This window comes from Lentzea chajnantorensis (assembly GCF_054300775.1).
In genome coordinates this window covers 4,046,235-4,062,064 of the sequence record NZ_JBSDZT010000002.1, presented here as the reverse complement: position 1 = coordinate 4,062,064, position 15,830 = coordinate 4,046,235, and the positions used below count along the sequence as shown (strand labels likewise).

The window sequence follows — 15,830 nt, the reverse complement described above, 5'->3', positions numbered from 1 at the left end:
GGACAACGCGACTCCTCGGACACGCGGAACCCGCAACCTGGGATCACACGACGCTCATCATGCAGGCCTGGCAGGGCCGGGCAACCATGGATCGCATGGACGCCGAGGCGTGTCTTGTCACCGGTGCGAGCCGTGGTCCGGCCGTGGGGCCGCCGCGCGGCTCGCGGACGAGCGATGACGCGCCAGGACCTCCAGCAGCTGTGCGGCGCCGCGGTCCGGGCCGGCCGCGCGGACCGCGGCGCGCAGGGAGGCGAACGGCTCGGGCTGGTCCAGCACCGACAGCAGCGCCTTCGTCACGTCCTCGGGGGTGGCGGCGTTGGGGTCGAGGCACACGCCCGCGCCCGCCCGTTCCGCGTCGTGGGCGATGCAGAACTGGTCGCTGGAGAACGGCAGCACCACCGCGGGAACCCCCGCCTGCAGGCATTCGGTGAACGAGTTGTTGCCGCCGTGGTGCACCATCGCGGCGACGTGCGGCAGCAACGCGCGCTGCGGGACCACGGAATCGATGACCACGCGTGGATCCGTTGCCAGGTCAGCGAGTTCGGTGACGCGACCGCCGGCGGCGACCACCACGGTCAGGTCCGGGAGCTGCAAGGCGCCGCGGACCACCGTGCGCAGCACGTCGTGGCGTGCGGACAGGAACGTGCCCAGCGCGACGAGCAGGACGCGGCGGCCGCGGACGCGGGCGAGCCAGGTGTCGTCGAGCGGTTCGGGGGTGGTGCAGTGGCCGAGGAACACCTGCTGTTGCGGTGACGGCAGCGGCGGAAGCCAAGGCAGGTGCGGGTAGTTCACGACGGCGGCGTGGGAGGAGGTCGAGGCGAACGCGCGGGGCGGCACCGGCCTGGACGGTGCGTGCTCGGCCAGGAACTCGGCGAACGCGGCGGTGAGGGCGCGGTCGGTGAGCCGCACTTCCGTTGCCAGCTCGGCGAGTTCGGCCGGTGACGGGCGCACCGCGGACGGCCACAGCTGCGGCAGGCCGAAGAACTGGTCGTCGCGCGTGACGAGGTAGGTCGGGTGCCCGGTGACGTAGGACACGAACGGCAGGTCGAGCGCGTGCACCGCGAGCGTGGTCGCGTAGTCGATCTGGTCGACGACGTAGAAGTCCGGTCGCACGTCCTCGTGCAGTGCACGGATGTCCTGCAGCACTTGGGCGGGCGCGGTCAGCGGCTCCGTCCTGCGCCGCCGGGTCTGCGCGAGCAGGGCCGCGACCGCACCTCCTTTCGTGGCTTCGAGGAAGTCGGTCACACCACGGGCCGCGCGGGCGTCCTGCGCGGTCCTCTCGGCGATGCCGCTGTTCGACTCGCGGGTCGTCCTCATTGCCGCGAAACGAACATCGCGTGCCAGGTCGGCGAACTCCGCGCCACAGGCGAACGTCACCTCACGGGCACCCGCCGCGGCCAGCGCGGTGGCGAACACCGACATGGGCTGGGCGTGCGAGCGGAAAGGGGGACTCACAACGACAAAGCGTGGCACCTGGCTCCTCCTCCTTGGCAGAACTCGGAAGTTGTTCGATCCGAACGCGCCTCCCGGTTCGAACACCGGGTGTGCGGACACATCCAGAGGTTCAGCGAGCGCTGGAAGCCCGGCAGAACACCGCTGCGGCGCCGGCCCCCGAGTCCGTGGTCGCGGCACTGACGAGCGACCCGGCCTCCTTCTCCCTGCTGTGCGAACAACTCCCCGCGACCGTGCGGGCACACGGCGCAGCGGCCGTGACCGCGCGGCTGCGGCACGCGTTGCGGTCCACTCAGGACGGCGAGCTCGGCACGTGGCTGCTCGACGCCGCCACGCTGCACCGCCTCACCCCGCTGACCCCCGACGAGGCACGGGCGCTCCTCCGCGGCCCGGCGCTGTGGCGGTACCTGGACGCGCTGGGCGAGCCGGTCGACGCCTCTCCGCGGTCCCCCTACGAGAAGCTGATGCTCGACCTGCTGCACGACGACCTCGCGCTGCCGGTGGCACCGCCGGCGGACGGGCCGGTCATCGCCCAGTCGATGCTCATCGGCGGCACGGCACGGCCGGGTGAGGGCGCGAGCGGCGGGCTCACCGTGTTCCTGTCGTCACTGGCGGACGCGCTGGTGCGGCGGCCGGACGTCGGCCGGGTCGTCACCGTCGTGCTGGCGCCGGAACCGACGGCGGTGACGGTGACGCGGCACGCCGGGCTCGACCACTGGACGGTGCACGTCCCGGTCGACTCGCCGGTCGCGCTCGCCCAGCCGGACATGGCCCGCCACCGGGCCGGGATCACGTGGTGGCTCAGCCGGTTGCTGCCGAGGTGCGGTCTGGCGCCGGACGTCGTGCACGTCCGCTACTCCGACGACGGGTCCCTCGCCGTGGCCGACGCCGCGCGGCTGCTCGGGGCGCGGCTCGTGTTCACCGTGACCCCGGACCCGCACCGCCACCTCGCCGAACGCCACCTCGACGGCACCGCGGACGTGGCGGCGATGCGGTTCGACCTGCACCGGGTGCGGGCCGCCGACCACCTCGTCGCACGCGCGGACCAGGTGATCACCATCGGTGGCCGGCAGGACGAGGTCCTGGCGCACTTCCCGCAGCTGGACGCGACGGCGTTGTGCGCGTTGGAGGAGGGCATCGCGCCACCACCGGCGCCGGCGGACCGCTCGCTGGTCGCCGAGCTGTTCAGGCCGTCCGCGCTCCCCCGGCTCGACGACTCGGCCGCCGGGTTGCCGGTGCTGCTCAACGTGGGGCGGCTGCACGCGATGAAGCAGCAGCCGCTGCTGGTGCGGGCGTGGCTGGAGGCGGGTCTGCACGAGCGGACCGCGCTGGTGGTCATCGGTGGTTCCCGCACCGACCGGACGCCGGACGAACAGGCCGTGCTCGACGAAGTGCTGGCGCTGGCCGAGTCCACGCCGTCGGCACGCGGCCGGATCGCGGTCCTGCCCGCGTGGTCCAACGACGACGTCCGGCGGTTGCAGCACGAGCTGGCGGCCACCGGTGGACCGCACGTCTACGCGTGTTCCAGCGTGAAGGAGGAGTTCGGCATCGCCGTGCTGGAGGCGATGGAGGCCGGGCTGCTCGCGGTGGGCCCGCAGCGCGGTGGCATGCACTGCTACCTCGATCACGGGCGCAACGGGTTCCTCGTCGACACCTCGACCGCGCGCACGCTCGGTGCGGGGCTGGCCCACGTCGTCGGACTCGGCGCGGCGGCGGCACCGGTGGCGGTGGCCGGGCGGGCGACCGTGCGCGAACGGTTCGCCATCGACGCTGTCGCGGAACCGTTCGCGGACCTCTACCGCCGGCTGGCGGCCGGACCGGTCACGCCGAGCTGACCCGCACGAACACCTCGTCGGCCCCCAACCTGCTGAACAGGTCCTGGTTGGCCGGGTCGCGGACCGCGGCGACGATGATCGCGGTCCGGTTGAGGCTGCGGACGGCCAGGGTGATCTGCAACCCGTCGAGGTCGTCGGGCACGGCGACGACGACCCGTCCCGCGAACGGCACCCCGGCGTGCCGCAACGCGCAGATGTCGCGCCCGTCGCCGCGGGTGACCCTGGCGCCGTTGGCGAGCGCGCCGGTGAGCGCGACCGCGTCCGGGTCGACCACCACGACCTCGGTGTGCCCGTGGCGCAACGGCAAGTGGCGTAAGACGTCCAGCGCGGCGTCCCCGTAGCCGACGACGACGGTCAGCCCGATCACAGCGCACCCCGCCTCTCGTCACCCGCGCCGAGCGCCTTGCGGGACGGCGTGAGCTTCTCCGGCGTCTCCGACTTGCGCGGTGGCCGGTCGTTGGCGATCAGCACCGCCATCCACGGCAGCGGCACGGACAGCAGGATCAGGGCGAGCGCGAGCCACCAGACCTTCGCGAACAGCACGGCCAGCACGAAACACGGGATGCGCAGGCTCATCATCACCGCGTACCGGCGCCGCCGGGCCGCGAGCTGGTCGGAGTAGGACGGCGCCGCCGAGGTGATCAGCACGGGGTGTTCGCTTCGATGCGAGTTCACAACCGATACCTCCGTTCTCCTAGTGGTTCGGCACGGGGACCGATCGGGTTCGTGTCTTGTGCGTCACTGCGGCGATCCCCGGAGGAGCTCGCGTCGGTGCGCCTGCGGCGGCCTTGTCAGTCGTACCCACGACGCCCGGTTCCACACGACGCCGGACGGAGTGCTTTCGATGCGCGGCCGCGTGGAACACACCCCCTGGGCGAACCGGTGGCGGACGGGTCGGCCGAGGACCACCTGTGCGGCGCAGGCGGAGCCATGCTGTCGCCGCGACCACGAGCACCAGCGCCGCGGCCGCGGCGAGCGTCCAGGCCACGGCGAGGACGTAGGACAGCAACCCGGAGGTGCGCTACAGCAACGCCACCGCGGTCGCCATCGCACCGGCGCGCTCGGTGAGATTGTCCGTACCGTCCCCAGCACGGCGTCTCAGACCGAGGCCACGACCAGCGAGTCGAAAAGTTCGCCCGTCTCGATGTCAACGGTACCCTTCGACAGCTTGACCAGCAGGATGCGCCGCCGTTGATCGAAGACCTCGGCGATGTCGAAAGCGTTCGACTGTCCGAGCAACAGCCGCAATGACGACCGCGTACTGATCGTCCTCAATTTGTTGAGCAGCGCGGTCAACATCGCATCGCTGGCACCGTCGCTCGACGCGGCTTTCTTGAGCAAGTTCGACTGCATCGGATGCAATTGGGACTTGACCGCGGCGGCATCACCATTGAGCTAGACGAATGATGCAATCATTTCGGTCGCGTTGTCCACCGCCAACGCCGCAAAGGCCAACCGGTCGAAGACGGTGCGGTACACCACACGGTCCTCTGCACCCTCCAACCACTCCACCCCATGCAGTTGCTCGACGTGGACGACATCCTCGAACCGGTCTTCCAAGAACGACAAGATCGTGAACGAACCGCCAAAAGCCGTCCGATCCTCGTCGCGCACAACCTGCAACGTCACGTTGTCCAACTCGCCCAGCTTCACCAGCCAAGCCAGTTGGTCGGCCCCGATGTCCTGCAATGCCGCCAGATGCCGCAGCACCGTCTCGGCGAACACGACCTGCACCTGACGGTGCAGCCGCTCGGCCAACATGTCCAGCGTGGCTTGGCGCTGGTCCTTGTCATAGCGCTTGTGACAGGTCTGGACAGCGACAGGTGGTGACGACCAGATGAAATCGTCGTAGGCGGTGGTGCGCAGCAGCGGCGGCACGGTGTCGGACACGTAGATGCGCAGCGTCTGAGCTTCGGCCTCCAGCTCAGCGAGCGTCCATCCCAGCCCGTTCTGGCCGGCATCGGCTTGACCGAGGGCCGCGCGCACGCTGGTGAGGCCTCGATCCCGCAGCACCGGGTCAGCTTTGAGGATCATGGCCAGTGTCAAGAAGTCGGCTTCGCTCATCGCCTGGTGGGCGTTGAGCAGCAGCGACATTTTGGCTCCAGACCAACCCGCCCGGTCGGCCAGTTCGCCGCCGCTCAGTTCCGCGGCTTCCTGCCAGCGCAGGACAACCCGGCTCAGTGCCCGCCGATGCAGGTTGGCTCGGTAGTTGAGCTTCTTTCCCATGCTGCGCAACCAGTTCACTCGGTGTGGCGGTGACGAGCGAGGTGCTTGCCGCTGGGGTGGCAAGCACCTCTTCCAGGTGTTCTGCGTCGTCGTGCGGTCTGTCGGTGTGGGCATCACCTCCCTTCGGTCAGCTCGTCGAGCGGCACGAACGTGCAGCCGCGCAGCTCACGGACCAGGGCGGAGGCAACCACCCACCGGACGTCCGGATCGTCATAGGCGAGGTTGGCTTCAGTGACCGTGCCTGCGCCATACAGCGCTCCGCGCACGCCTGCTACCTCGAACGCACGGACGCGAATAGCAACCGCACCGCGTCGCAGTGCCGGACACAGGCGCAGAGAGGTTGCGACACAGGGGATGCACATGGGCGGCTCGGTGCAGCCCATGCCGTTGGGCCACCCCGTCCAGTCGCTCCGGTAGTCCCGCAACAACCACAGCACGCCGCCGTCGTTCCGATCGGCAGGCCTGGCGCAGACCTGACAGAGGAGCTGGCGCATCGCGCGGCGTTGTCTGAGCGGGTGCACCTTGCCGAACTCCGGCTTGCCGACGCCGTGACGCACCGCGGCCCGCTGCCAGAGCACGCCTTTGGCGTCACGGTCGGCAAAGGACTCGTCGGCGTAGCCGATCCCCGATCCGGGGCGTTCCACGAGCCGGTACGGCAAATCCTGCTCGGCACTCCAAGACGTGATGTACGGCGCGATGATCTGCGGCGCTTGGGCAAGCTGCGGGGTGCTCATGCTTCGTCCGCCTCAACGCACAGCACCTCGGAGTTGGTGCGCGCGATGATCCGGTGCAGCCGGGCCAGTGGTAGGTCGTACTGCGACAGGTGCTCTTCACTCGGGACGACCACCCCGATGACACCCGGCAGGCTCAGCACGCCAACGAGGCCCGCCAGTCCCGGACGGGTCAGCATCCCACCGCACACCGTCCGGTCGGTGAAGATCGTCTCTAGCCGGAAGTCCTGCTCCAGGCAGTACTGCCGGATGGCTGCCTTCCACTCTGAGATGACGTTCTCATCCGGGAGCTCGACCCGGATGTAACCGCAAACGGCCGGCCGAAGGTCAAGCCGGGCCGACTCGGTACGGGAACTCTGCTGCACGATCAGGCCACCTCGGCATTCTGGTGCTTTGGGCACGGGATGGGTGGTGTCCGACGTCCGAGGCCGTGTCGGGGCGGAAGCTCTCGGACGCCGGACACCTGTGATCGAGATTGGCCGTGACCAGCGACTGCGTCGGTGCGCAGACCGCATGATCGTTATGCGGAATGCGCATGACGGAAGTCGTCCAAGTCGCCTAACGTGGCTAGGCTGTCACGAGGAGTTACATACGGGACGACTGGAGACCGAGCACATGGCTGCTGAGGGGAGCGTTCGTCGTTGCGCTTGCGGCACGCGATTGGCGCGCGACAACCGCAGCCTCCAGTGCAACGCCTGCAAGACGAAGGCCCGTGACCTGATGGTCAGCCCTCCAACCGTGCCGCCGGAGTTCTGGCACACGACGGAAATGGAAGAGGCATTCGACTCCTGCGACATGGGCGCGGTGATCTACGCTTACCGGAAGCATCCCCACCACGGCCGAACCATTTCCCAGCAGATCGCGGCCCGCTGGCTCGGCATCTCACAGACTCGGTTGAGCCGCATCGAGGGTGATGAAGGCGTCGCCGACCTGACACGTCTGATGCGCTGGGCGCATATCCTCGGGATGCCGCGCGACCTACTGTGGTTCCGGATGCCGGGACGGCCGCAGACAGCGGTTCGGGACCGCCAGGCCCGCACGTCCGAGGGTGTAGACGCGCCTGCTTCCGGTAACCCCGGCGGCATCTCCGGTGGGACGGTCGAGGACGAACGCCCATCGGGCGCATCTACCGCCGCCGAACAGGACACCATGCCGCTCAGCCGTCGCTCGTTGCTTCTCCGAGGCGTTGCCGCTGCCGCCTTGCCAGGCCTGAACGCCGACGAGGCCGAACGCATCGCCAAAGCACTCAAGGATGCGCGCCGCTACTCGGACGCGGAGATCGTCATTTCGTTCAAGCGCCAGCTCGACGCTTGCAAGGCCGACGACGGCACGCTCGGTTCGAACCGCACGCTGCCCACCGTGCTGGGGATGCTCGGGGCGATCAAGGTGTGCGCTCAGGACGCCAAGCCCGACGTCCGCCGCGCGCTGTTCGCAGTTGGTGCACGCGGGGCGGAGTTCGCCGGGTGGCTGTGCCGCGACCTCCACGACCAGACGCGGGCGACGTTCTGGCACGACCGGGCAACCGAGTGGGCGCAGCTCTCCGGCGACCTCCCCATGCAGGGCTACGTACTGCTCAAGAAGGCCCAGACCGCATACGACGACCGGGATGCCGTCAACGTGTTGGGCTTTGCCGAAGCAGCACAGTCCGGCCCGTGGAATCTGCCGCCGAAGGTTCGAGCCGAAGTCGCCCAGCAGGAAGCCCGCGGCCTGGCCATGCTCGGTATGCCCGTGCTCGACGTCGAACGGAAGCTGGAGCAGTCTCGGGAGTACTTGAGCAACGCGGGCAAGACCACCGATGACAGCGGCCTCGCCACCCACTACAGCGACTCGTCGCTGACGCTCCAGACGGCGAGCTGCTACATCGAGGCCGGCAAGCCCCTACGTGCAGCGATGCTCTACGGCGAGGTGCTGAACACTGGTGTGCTCTCGATGCGCGACCAGGGGTACTTCCTCGCGCGGCAGGCATCGGCGTTGGCCTTGTCCGGCGAACCGGACGACGCCGCGACTGCCGGCCTGCAAGCCGCGGAACTGGCAACGGCAACCAGTTCGGCACGTACCAGGCGCGAACTCGGCCGCACCGTCGTCACCTTGCAGCCGTGGGCCAGCCGTCCAGCGCCACGTGCTCTTCGTGAGGCGCTTACCGGCTGATCTGCGCAGTCACCCAGTCGCAGACCGTCTCGATGACAAACGCCTGCCACTCCTGACTCTGCGGATGGGCGTACTCGGGATCGTCGTGCACGGCGAACCCGTGTTGCGCACCCTCGATCTCCACCAGCCGGTGCTCACTGCGGATTTCCCGATCTGCCTGCCTCGACACGTCCACCGGCACGAACGTGTCCTGCGTCCCGTGGACGAGCAGCGTCGGTGCGGTGATCTTGTCCAGCACGTCGAGCGGCCGAATCCAGAACACCTCGTTCAGAAAGGCTCGCCCGTGCTTGACGGTGGGCGAATGCGCGATGAAGCCCTTCTCGGCGAGTTGCACGGCCATCTCGTCGTTCAGGCGGTCGCCATCCCAGTACGGCTTCTGCTCGATGTAGCGGTTCTTGTAGTCGAGCTGGGGGTTCAGCAGCACGAGCCGGTCCAGTTCGGCCGGCCGCGTCCCGGCGTAATAGGCGGCGAGGCCGCCGCCGAAACTCGTGCCGAGCAGACTTACCCGAGTTGCCCCTGTGGCCTCACGGACACGTTGTAGTGCAACGGCAATGTCGTTGAGATGTCCGGTCAGCGTGGCATCCTGTTGCGTCCCGTCGCTCTCGCCGTGGCCCCGGAGGTCGTAGCGGAGTGCTGCCACGCCTGCCTCAGCAAGGCCGGCCGCCAGCCTCGTGAAGAAGCCTCCCTCATCGCGGGTTACGCCGCCACCATGAACCAACACGATGGCGCGGTCAGAGGGAGTATCCGGGGCGACGAGGGTTCCGCGCAGGTGAAGGCCGTCGAGAGCGCGGACGGTTGTGTCCGTTGCCTGGATGGGCATGTGGAGCGAGCTCCTCCGTCGAGAACGTGGCTACGAGCTTGCCTACCACAAGGTTTGCATTTCTTGTCACTATTCCAAGTTACGGGCACGGAATCAGCCGATGCGGGCTTTGGTGCACCTGTCTCCAAAACAGGCGAGGTCGCGTAGAAGCAGTGATCATGGATCACCGCCCTTTGCCATTCAGTTGTTGCTGATTCAGGAGAGCAGAGAACCTGCTCTCCACCGCCGGGTCCCGGCGCCCGGCCCGCACAACGGCCGGACGTCACCCGTTCGTGCAGTTCTGCCGGTGGGTGCGCCCGAACTAGGTTCGAAGTGCCGCCGAGGTGGGCCACGACGACAGGAGCAGGTGGGTGAACGCGTCAGCACGGGACGCCAGGGCGGGACTGCTGACCAAGCGCACGCTGGTGATCGCCTCGCACGCCGTGGAACGGGCCGCGCTCGCGGGCGACGGCTCCGAACCGCTGCTGGTGATCGCGATGTTCCAGCGGCTGCCCTACTTCGAACGCGAGAGCGAGGTCTACCGCCGCATCGCCGGGCTGGCGGAGGTCACGGTCGTGGGCATGGTCGCCGACCGCAGGCCGGACCTGCCGGCGGGGGTCACGCCGGTGCTGCTGCGCAAGGACGAGGAGCTGGCCGCCGAGTGGTCGGTGGTGGTGCTGTCGGCGCGGTTCGGTGCGAGCGTCGTGGCGACCGACCTCGGCGAGGTGGCCCTCGACGGCACCTCGCTGGAGCCGGCGCGGCTCTTCCACGGCCGCTGGGGGTTCCGGCGCGAGGAGGCCTACGCCGAGGCGGTCCGGCTGCGCGACGTGCTGGGTGACCGGGTGCCGCCCGACGTGCGGCGGCGGCTGGACGACGTGCTGGCGAGCACGGTCGAGCCGCCCGCGACCGAGGTGGAGCGGCGGGCGGAGGCGGCGGTGGTGCACCTGGTCACCGGCATGGCCCGTGCGCGCGACCGCGTCGAGCGGCTGACCGCGCGGCGGGCCGACGAGGTGCGCGATGCGCGCGACCCGTGGACCGGGCTGCACACGCCGGAGTCGCTGGACTCGTGGCTCGGCACGGACTTCGCCGACACCGTCGAGCTGGGGCTGGTTCGCGTCCGGGTGCCGGACCTGGAGGACGTGGAGGGCCGGCACGGGCCGAGCGCCGCGGTGCACACCGAGAACAACGTCGCCGACCTGCTGCGCCGCGAGCTGCGGCCGGTGGACCGGGCGGTGCGGATGAGCCGCACGGAGTTCCTGCTCGTGCTGCCCGCGGTCCCGGCGCCGCGGGTGTGGTCGATCGCGGTCAACGCCGCGGAGGCGCTGGGGCGGCTGGAGGAGACGTACCCGCACGTCCCCGTCCGGGTGGAGGTGCAGACGGCGGCGACGACCCGGCGGCCCCTGCGGCTCGACGAGGTCTTCGGCACCCGCGGGCCCGCCGAGAACCGGGAGATGGTGCTGTCGGGCAGTTTCGACGACGACGAGTGGGACCACCTCCGCCCGGCCTGAGGCGCCTGCCGCCCGTTGTGCGGCGTCGAACGAGGTGCGGTCCGGGTGGCGCCCCGCGGGGCTGGTTCCGCTCATCGTGCAGACCCCGCAGGGCCTGCTTAGCGTTGGTGCATGTCCCTGATCTACTCCAGTGTCGTCGACGCACCGCTCGACGAGGTGTTCGCCTGGCACGAGCGCCCCGGTGCCATCCACCGGCTGACGCCGCCGTGGCACCCGATGAGCGTCGTGCGCGAGGCGAGCACGCTGGACGGCGGTCGCGCGGTCCTCGGCTTCCCGCTGGGGCTGCGCTGGGGCGCGAAGCACTCCGGGTACGCGCCGCCGCACCGGTTCGTCGACGAGCTCGACTCGGCGCCGCTGCGCTGGGCGTTGAAGTGGCGGCACAGCCACGAGTTCCGGGCCGAGGGCGACGGCACCCGGATGACCGACCGGGTGGACACGCAGGTGCCCGGCGCGCTGCTGCGGTCGACGTTCGCCTACCGGCACCGCCAGGTGGCGGCCGACCTCGCCGCCCAGCGGGCCGCCCGGCTCGCGGGTGACCGGCCGAGGACGATCGCGCTGACCGGTGCCGGCGGTCTGGTCGGCCGCGCGCTGGGGCCGTTCCTGACCACCGCCGGGCACCGGGTGGTCAGGCTGGTGCGCGGCCAGGTGAACGGTCCCGGTGAACGGCGCTGGGACCCGGACCGGCCCGCGCCCGACCTGCTGGCCGGGGTCGACGCCGTGGTGCACCTGGCCGGCGCGTCGATCGCCGGGCGGTTCACCGGCTCCCACCGCGCGGCGATCCGCTCGTCCCGGATCGGGCCCACCCGCGCGCTCGCGGACCTGGCCTCGGCGGCCGGGGTGGAGGTGTTCGTCAGCGCGTCGGCGATCGGGTTCTACGGTCCCGACCGCGGTGACGAGGAGCTGACCGAGGAGAGCGAGCGCGGCGACGGGTTCCTGGCCGACGTGGTCGCCGACTGGGAGGCGGCGAGCAAGGCGGACGGGGTGCGCGTGGTGACCGTGCGCACCGGGCTGGTGCAGTCACCGGCCGGGGGCACGCTGCGGATCTTCCACCCGCTGTTCGCGGCCGGGCTGGGCGGCAAGCTCGGCGACGGGCACATGTGGCAGTCGTGGATCGGCATCGACGACCTCCTGGACGTCTACCACCGCGCGCTCTACGACACCGCGCTGTCGGGGCCGGTCAACGCGGTGGCACCGGAGGCGGTGCGCAACAGCGAGTACACGAAGGTGCTGGCGCAGGTGCTGCACCGGCCGGCGCTGCTGCCGGTGCCGTCGTTCGCGCCCAAGGTGCTGCTCGGCGACCAGGGTGCCCGCGAGCTGGCGCAGGCCAGCCAGCTGGTGCGCCCGGCGGTGCTCACCAAGGCGGGGCACGTGTTCCGCTACCCGCGGCTCGACCCGGCGCTGCGCCACCTGCTGGGGCGGTGAGCGGTGGACGGCACCTGCGAGCTGTGCGAGGGCAGCGGCTCGATGACGTGGATGCAACCCGTTCCGGGCGCGGACGGCGGCATGACGCTGACGGAGATGAGCCACCCGTGCGTCAACGGGTGTTCCGGCTGGTACCGGGCACCCGCGGCGGAAGCGGGCCTGGTGCTCGACGGCGGCCGGGACGCCCCCGCGGTCGGCAACGTCGCCAAGACCAACCTGCACCACCGCAGCGACTGGTCACGGCCGGAGCGCTGAACGGGCGTAGGTGCTCGGTGTCGTGCCGTACCAGCGGCGGAAGGCGTGGATGAAGCTCGCCGCCTCGGCGAAGCCGAGCTGACCGGCCGCCTGCTCCACCGACAGCCCGCCGCGGGTGAGCAGGACCGCGGCGCGGTCGGCGCGGACCTCGTCGAACAGGACCGTCGAGCTCGGGGTGCCGTCGACCCACCGCCCGTCCCGGGTGGGTGTCCACTTCGGACCCGACGGCGAGGACCCGTTCTTCGGCGGTGCCGGGCCGCGCCGCACCGGGTGCACCGCCTGCGGCGCGTGCATGACCGGCTGCCGGCACGGCGCGAAGAACACGCTGCCGAAGAACTACCTGCACTTGGCCGAGCAGGCCGGTGCGCGGGTGTGGCCGTTGACGGCGGTCACGGACGTGCGGCCCCGTCCCGGCGGCGGGTACGCGGTGCGCACGCGGCGGACCGACGGGCGGGCGGAGCGGATCTTCACCGCCGGCCAGGTGGTGTTCTCGGCGGCGTCGCTGGGCACGCAGCAGCTGCTGCACCGCATCCGCGCCGGCGGTGGCTTGCCCGGACTGTCGCCGCGGCTGGGAGCGTTGTGCCGCACGAACTCCGAGGCGGTCGTGGCGGTGCGGGTGCCGGGTGGGCGGATCGACAACTCGCTCGGCACCTCGATCACGTCGTCGATCCACCCGGACGCCGACACGCACGTCGAGGTGGTCCGCTACGGGCGCGGCAGCAACCTGATGGGCCTGCTGATGACCACGCTCGTGGACGGCGGACCCGGCCGGTTGCGCCGCGGTCTGTCCCAGCTGCGGGCCGAGTACCGCACGGCCCTGCGGATGCACTCGCCGCGCAGGTGGTCGGAGGAGACGATAGCGTTGCTGGTGATGCAGAGCCTGGACAACTCGCTCACCACGTCGCTGCGGCGGGGTCGCCTGACGACCCGGCAGGGCGAGGGCGCGCCGAACCCGTCGTGGATCCCGGCCGGGCACGAGGTGGCCCGCCGGCTCGCGGCCCGCGCCGGCGGCGTCGCGCGGGGCGCGTGGAACGACCTGGCGGACGTCCCGCTGACCGGCCACCTGATCGGCGGCTGCGTGATCGGCGACTCCCCCGCCACCGGCGTCGTCGACCCGTACCACCGCGTCCACGGCCACCCCGGGCTGCACGTGGTGGACGGCTCCGCGATCCCGGCGAACCTCGGCGTGAACCCGGCGCTGACGATCACCGCGCTCGCCGAGCGCGCGATGTCGTTGTGGCCCAACAAGGGTGAACCGGACCCGCGGCCCCCTCTCGGAGCGACCTACGCCCGGCTCAGCGCCGTGGCACCGCACCGGCCGGCGGTTCCGGCGGGGGCGCCGGCGGCGCTGCGGCCCGCGGGCGAGGTGACCGATGTCCGCTGACTTCCCCCCGGCGCCGTGGAACCTGTGCGGCCAGGGCTGGCTCACGGTGTGGACGGCACCACGTTCGGCGACGACCCTGCGGTTGCCGGGCGGCGTCGTGCCGCTGTCCCTGTTCGGCCGCGTGCTCGTGGTGTCGGCGTTCGTCGACTACCGCCAGCCCGGACTGCTCTCCTACCACGAGCTGATGACGGCCGTGGTGGTGCGGCGCGGGTTCCGGCCGGGACTGTCCATCACGGACATCTGGGTCGACGACACCCGGTCGCAGCAGGGCGCGCGAGCGATGTGGGGCATCCTCAAGGAGTTGGCGGACTTCACGCTCTCCGCCGGCCCGCTCGACGCCGTGGCGCTGGTGGACGACACGACCATCGCCGCCGCCGACGAGCAGCCCCTCCGGGCACCGGGCCTGCCGGTGTGGGCGGGGACATCGGTGTGGCAGTCGCTGCACGGGAAGGCGCACCGCACCGCGCTGCGCACCTCGGCGCGGGTCCGGCCGACGCGGGTGCGCTGGCGGCTCACGCCCGGCGGGCGGCTCGGCTGGCTCCACGCAGGCAGGCCGTTGCTGCACCTCGCGGTGACGAACCTGCGCATGCGCTTCGGCTGACGCCCCGCCGCCGGACCGACCGCGCGCACCGACTCCGCGGTCGTGTTCGAGGGCACCGGGCAGGCCCTCCCGGCACCCGGTGGGTCGCCACCGGAGCGCGGGCGCGACCGGCGGCGGAGGCCGCCCGCCTTCGCCGCGGCGGGGCGGTCCGGTCCCCCTCCACGCCGTGGCGCGGGGCACACCCGTCGGATCTGGTTGTGCAGCCGTCGCCGGGTTTGGGCACCCTGGACAGGTCAACTGTCGAGGTGTGGCGAAGGGACGGTCGGTGACCCGCTCTGACGACACCGGTGAAAGAGACGACCGGCCCGCGCTCACCGGTGTCTTCGCCGAGGACCCGCTGGTCGGTCGTGACCTCGCCGCGGTCGACTGGACCGCCACCCCGCTCGGCCCGCCCTCCGGGTGGCCGCAGAGCCTGCAGACCGCCGTCAGCGTGCTGCTGTCGTCGCGGTTCTCGATGTGGCTCGCGTGGGGTCCGGAGCTGACCTTCTTCTGCAACGACGCCTACCGGCGCAACACGCTCGCCCGGAAGTACCCGTGGGCGCTGGGGCGACCGGCGGCCGAGGTGTGGGCGGAGATCTGGGAGGACATCGGTCCCCGCGTGGACAGCGTGCTCACCACCGGCCACGCGACGTGGGACGAGGCGCTGCTGCTGTTCGTGGAACGGTCCGGCTACTCCGAGGAGAGCTACCACACCTTCTCCTACAGCCCGCTGCGCGACGAGAGCGGCGCGGTGGCGGGGATGCTGTGCGTGGTCAGCGAGGAGACCGACCGCGTCATCGCCGAGCGGCGGATGGCCACGCTGCGCGACCTCGGCTCGGACCCGAGCGTCGCGCGCGAGGAGCAGGAGGTGCTGGCGTTCGCGTGCACGCAGCTCGGGCGCAACCAGCGCGACCTGCCGTTCACCCTGACCTACCTGTTCGACGACGGCCACGCGCGGCTGGCCTGCGCCACCGGCATCGGGCAGGACCACCAGGCCGCGCCGCAGAACCTGCCGCCGCCGCCGGGTGCCGTGGACTGGCCGCTGGCGGCCGCCAAGCGCGGCGAGTCCGTCGTGGTCGGGCTCGACGACCACGACGGCCTGCCCACCGGGGCGTGGAGCCGGCCGCCCACGAGCGCGCTGGTCGTGCCGCTGCAACGGCCCGGTGGCGCGCCCTACGGGTTCCTGGTCGCGGGCCTGAACCGGCACCGGCCGCTCGACGACGGCTACCTCGGGTTCGTGGAGCTGGTCGCGGGCCACCTGGCCGCGGGCATCGCCGGTGCCCGCAACTTCCGGGCCCAGCAACGGCGGGCCGAGGAGCTGGCCGAGCTCGACCGCGCCAAGACCGCGTTCTTCTCCAACATCAGCCACGAGTTCCGCACGCCGCTGACGTTGATCATGGGTCCGGTGCAGGACCTGCGTGACCGGCTGTCCGCCGCCGACCCGCAGGCCGGTCAGGAGCTGGAGGTCATCCACCGCAACGGCCTGCGGC

16 protein-coding genes and 2 pseudogenes are annotated in these 15,830 nt (G+C 71.2%); 8 read left to right on the top strand and 10 right to left on the bottom strand.

Annotated features, from left to right (window positions below):
- Positions 1 to 117: 117 nt before the first annotated feature.
- Positions 118 to 1,455 carry a glycosyltransferase gene (locus ACVDFE_RS20565; RefSeq protein WP_458431471.1) on the bottom strand — a complete coding sequence of 446 codons (1,338 nt, stop codon included), beginning with the start codon at positions 1,453 to 1,455 and terminating at the stop codon, positions 118 to 120.
- Between the two features lie 164 nt (positions 1,456 to 1,619).
- On the opposite strand from ACVDFE_RS20565, the gene ACVDFE_RS20560 reads away from it, so the two are divergent.
- Complete coding sequence (locus ACVDFE_RS20560) at positions 1,620 to 3,287, top strand: glycosyltransferase family 4 protein (protein WP_458431470.1); 1,668 nt, start codon at positions 1,620 to 1,622, stop codon at positions 3,285 to 3,287.
- Here the strand turns inward: ACVDFE_RS20560 and ACVDFE_RS20555 are convergent.
- The 6 genes from ACVDFE_RS20555 to ACVDFE_RS20530 form a co-directional block, all read right to left on the bottom strand.
- Positions 3,274 to 3,654 (bottom strand): NAD-binding protein, encoded by a 381-nt coding sequence (locus tag ACVDFE_RS20555; protein WP_360393024.1) that lies wholly within the window; start codon positions 3,652 to 3,654, stop codon positions 3,274 to 3,276. The two genes, ACVDFE_RS20560 and ACVDFE_RS20555, sit on opposite strands and share 14 nt — an antisense overlap.
- Positions 3,651 to 3,962, bottom strand: coding sequence for a DUF3099 domain-containing protein (locus ACVDFE_RS20550; protein ID WP_458431469.1), 312 nt, complete (start codon positions 3,960 to 3,962; stop codon positions 3,651 to 3,653). Before ACVDFE_RS20550 ends, ACVDFE_RS20555 begins: the two co-directional genes overlap by 4 nt.
- A gap of 423 nt (positions 3,963 to 4,385) precedes the next feature.
- Positions 4,386 to 4,640, bottom strand: a complete 255-nt coding sequence (locus tag ACVDFE_RS20545; RefSeq protein WP_458431468.1) for a hypothetical protein — start codon at positions 4,638 to 4,640, stop codon at positions 4,386 to 4,388.
- Between the two features lie 42 nt (positions 4,641 to 4,682).
- Positions 4,683 to 5,513 carry a DUF5753 domain-containing protein gene (locus ACVDFE_RS20540; protein ID WP_458431467.1) on the bottom strand — a complete coding sequence of 277 codons (831 nt, stop codon included), beginning with the start codon at positions 5,511 to 5,513 and terminating at the stop codon, positions 4,683 to 4,685.
- A gap of 113 nt (positions 5,514 to 5,626) precedes the next feature.
- The gene (locus ACVDFE_RS20535) at positions 5,627 to 6,247 is read right to left on the bottom strand and encodes a hypothetical protein (RefSeq protein WP_458431466.1); all 621 of its coding nucleotides are present in this window, start codon (positions 6,245 to 6,247) and stop codon (positions 5,627 to 5,629) included.
- On the bottom strand, positions 6,244 to 6,609 hold the full coding sequence (locus ACVDFE_RS20530; protein ID WP_458431465.1) for a hypothetical protein: 366 nt from the start codon (positions 6,607 to 6,609) through the stop codon (positions 6,244 to 6,246). Before ACVDFE_RS20530 ends, ACVDFE_RS20535 begins: the two co-directional genes overlap by 4 nt.
- Positions 6,610 to 6,859: 250 nt before the next feature.
- Between ACVDFE_RS20530 and ACVDFE_RS20525 the strand changes: the two genes are divergently transcribed.
- Entirely contained in the window at positions 6,860 to 8,392 is a 1,533-nt protein-coding gene (locus ACVDFE_RS20525) for a helix-turn-helix domain-containing protein (RefSeq protein ID WP_458431464.1), read from the top strand.
- Here the strand turns inward: ACVDFE_RS20525 and ACVDFE_RS20520 are convergent.
- Positions 8,382 to 9,212: an alpha/beta hydrolase gene (locus ACVDFE_RS20520; protein WP_458431463.1), complete on the bottom strand. Its 831-nt coding sequence runs from the start codon at positions 9,210 to 9,212 to the stop codon at positions 8,382 to 8,384. The two genes, ACVDFE_RS20525 and ACVDFE_RS20520, sit on opposite strands and share 11 nt — an antisense overlap.
- 350 nt (positions 9,213 to 9,562) lie before the next feature.
- Here ACVDFE_RS20520 and ACVDFE_RS20515 point away from each other — a divergent pair, with 350 nt between their 5' ends.
- The 3 genes from ACVDFE_RS20515 (at position 9,563) to ACVDFE_RS20505 (ending at position 12,376) form a co-directional block, all read left to right on the top strand.
- Positions 9,563 to 10,699 (top strand): DICT sensory domain-containing protein, encoded by a 1,137-nt coding sequence (locus ACVDFE_RS20515; RefSeq protein ID WP_458431462.1) that lies wholly within the window; start codon positions 9,563 to 9,565, stop codon positions 10,697 to 10,699.
- A gap of 111 nt (positions 10,700 to 10,810) precedes the next feature.
- Positions 10,811 to 12,121 (top strand): TIGR01777 family oxidoreductase, encoded by a 1,311-nt coding sequence (locus ACVDFE_RS20510; protein ID WP_458431461.1) that lies wholly within the window; start codon positions 10,811 to 10,813, stop codon positions 12,119 to 12,121.
- A 3-nt stretch (positions 12,122 to 12,124) separates the two neighbouring features.
- The gene (locus ACVDFE_RS20505; RefSeq protein ID WP_360393009.1) at positions 12,125 to 12,376 is read left to right on the top strand and encodes a hypothetical protein; all 252 of its coding nucleotides are present in this window, start codon (positions 12,125 to 12,127) and stop codon (positions 12,374 to 12,376) included.
- Here the strand turns inward: ACVDFE_RS20505 and ACVDFE_RS20500 are convergent.
- Complete coding sequence (locus ACVDFE_RS20500; RefSeq protein WP_458431460.1) at positions 12,359 to 12,475, bottom strand: helix-turn-helix domain-containing protein; 117 nt, start codon at positions 12,473 to 12,475, stop codon at positions 12,359 to 12,361. The two genes, ACVDFE_RS20505 and ACVDFE_RS20500, sit on opposite strands and share 18 nt — an antisense overlap.
- 67 nt (positions 12,476 to 12,542) lie before the next feature.
- On the opposite strand from ACVDFE_RS20500, the pseudogene ACVDFE_RS20495 reads away from it, so the two are divergent.
- Both ACVDFE_RS20495 and ACVDFE_RS20490 read left to right on the top strand, forming a co-directional pair.
- Positions 12,543 to 13,760: pseudogene (locus tag ACVDFE_RS20495) on the top strand (GMC family oxidoreductase); the annotation flags it as partial.
- The gene (locus tag ACVDFE_RS20490; protein ID WP_458431459.1) at positions 13,750 to 14,361 is read left to right on the top strand and encodes an acetoacetate decarboxylase family protein; all 612 of its coding nucleotides are present in this window, start codon (positions 13,750 to 13,752) and stop codon (positions 14,359 to 14,361) included. The pseudogene ACVDFE_RS20495 and the gene ACVDFE_RS20490, both read left to right, overlap by 11 nt.
- A gap of 699 nt (positions 14,362 to 15,060) precedes the next feature.
- Here the strand turns inward: ACVDFE_RS20490 and ACVDFE_RS20485 are convergent.
- Positions 15,061 to 15,264: a hypothetical protein gene (locus ACVDFE_RS20485; RefSeq protein ID WP_458431458.1), complete on the bottom strand. Its 204-nt coding sequence runs from the start codon at positions 15,262 to 15,264 to the stop codon at positions 15,061 to 15,063.
- On the opposite strand from ACVDFE_RS20485, the pseudogene ACVDFE_RS20480 reads away from it, so the two are divergent.
- Positions 15,209 to 15,820: pseudogene (locus ACVDFE_RS20480) on the top strand (sensor histidine kinase); the annotation flags it as partial. The gene ACVDFE_RS20485 and the pseudogene ACVDFE_RS20480 overlap by 56 nt on opposite strands.
- Between the last annotated feature and the right edge of the window lie 10 nt (positions 15,821 to 15,830).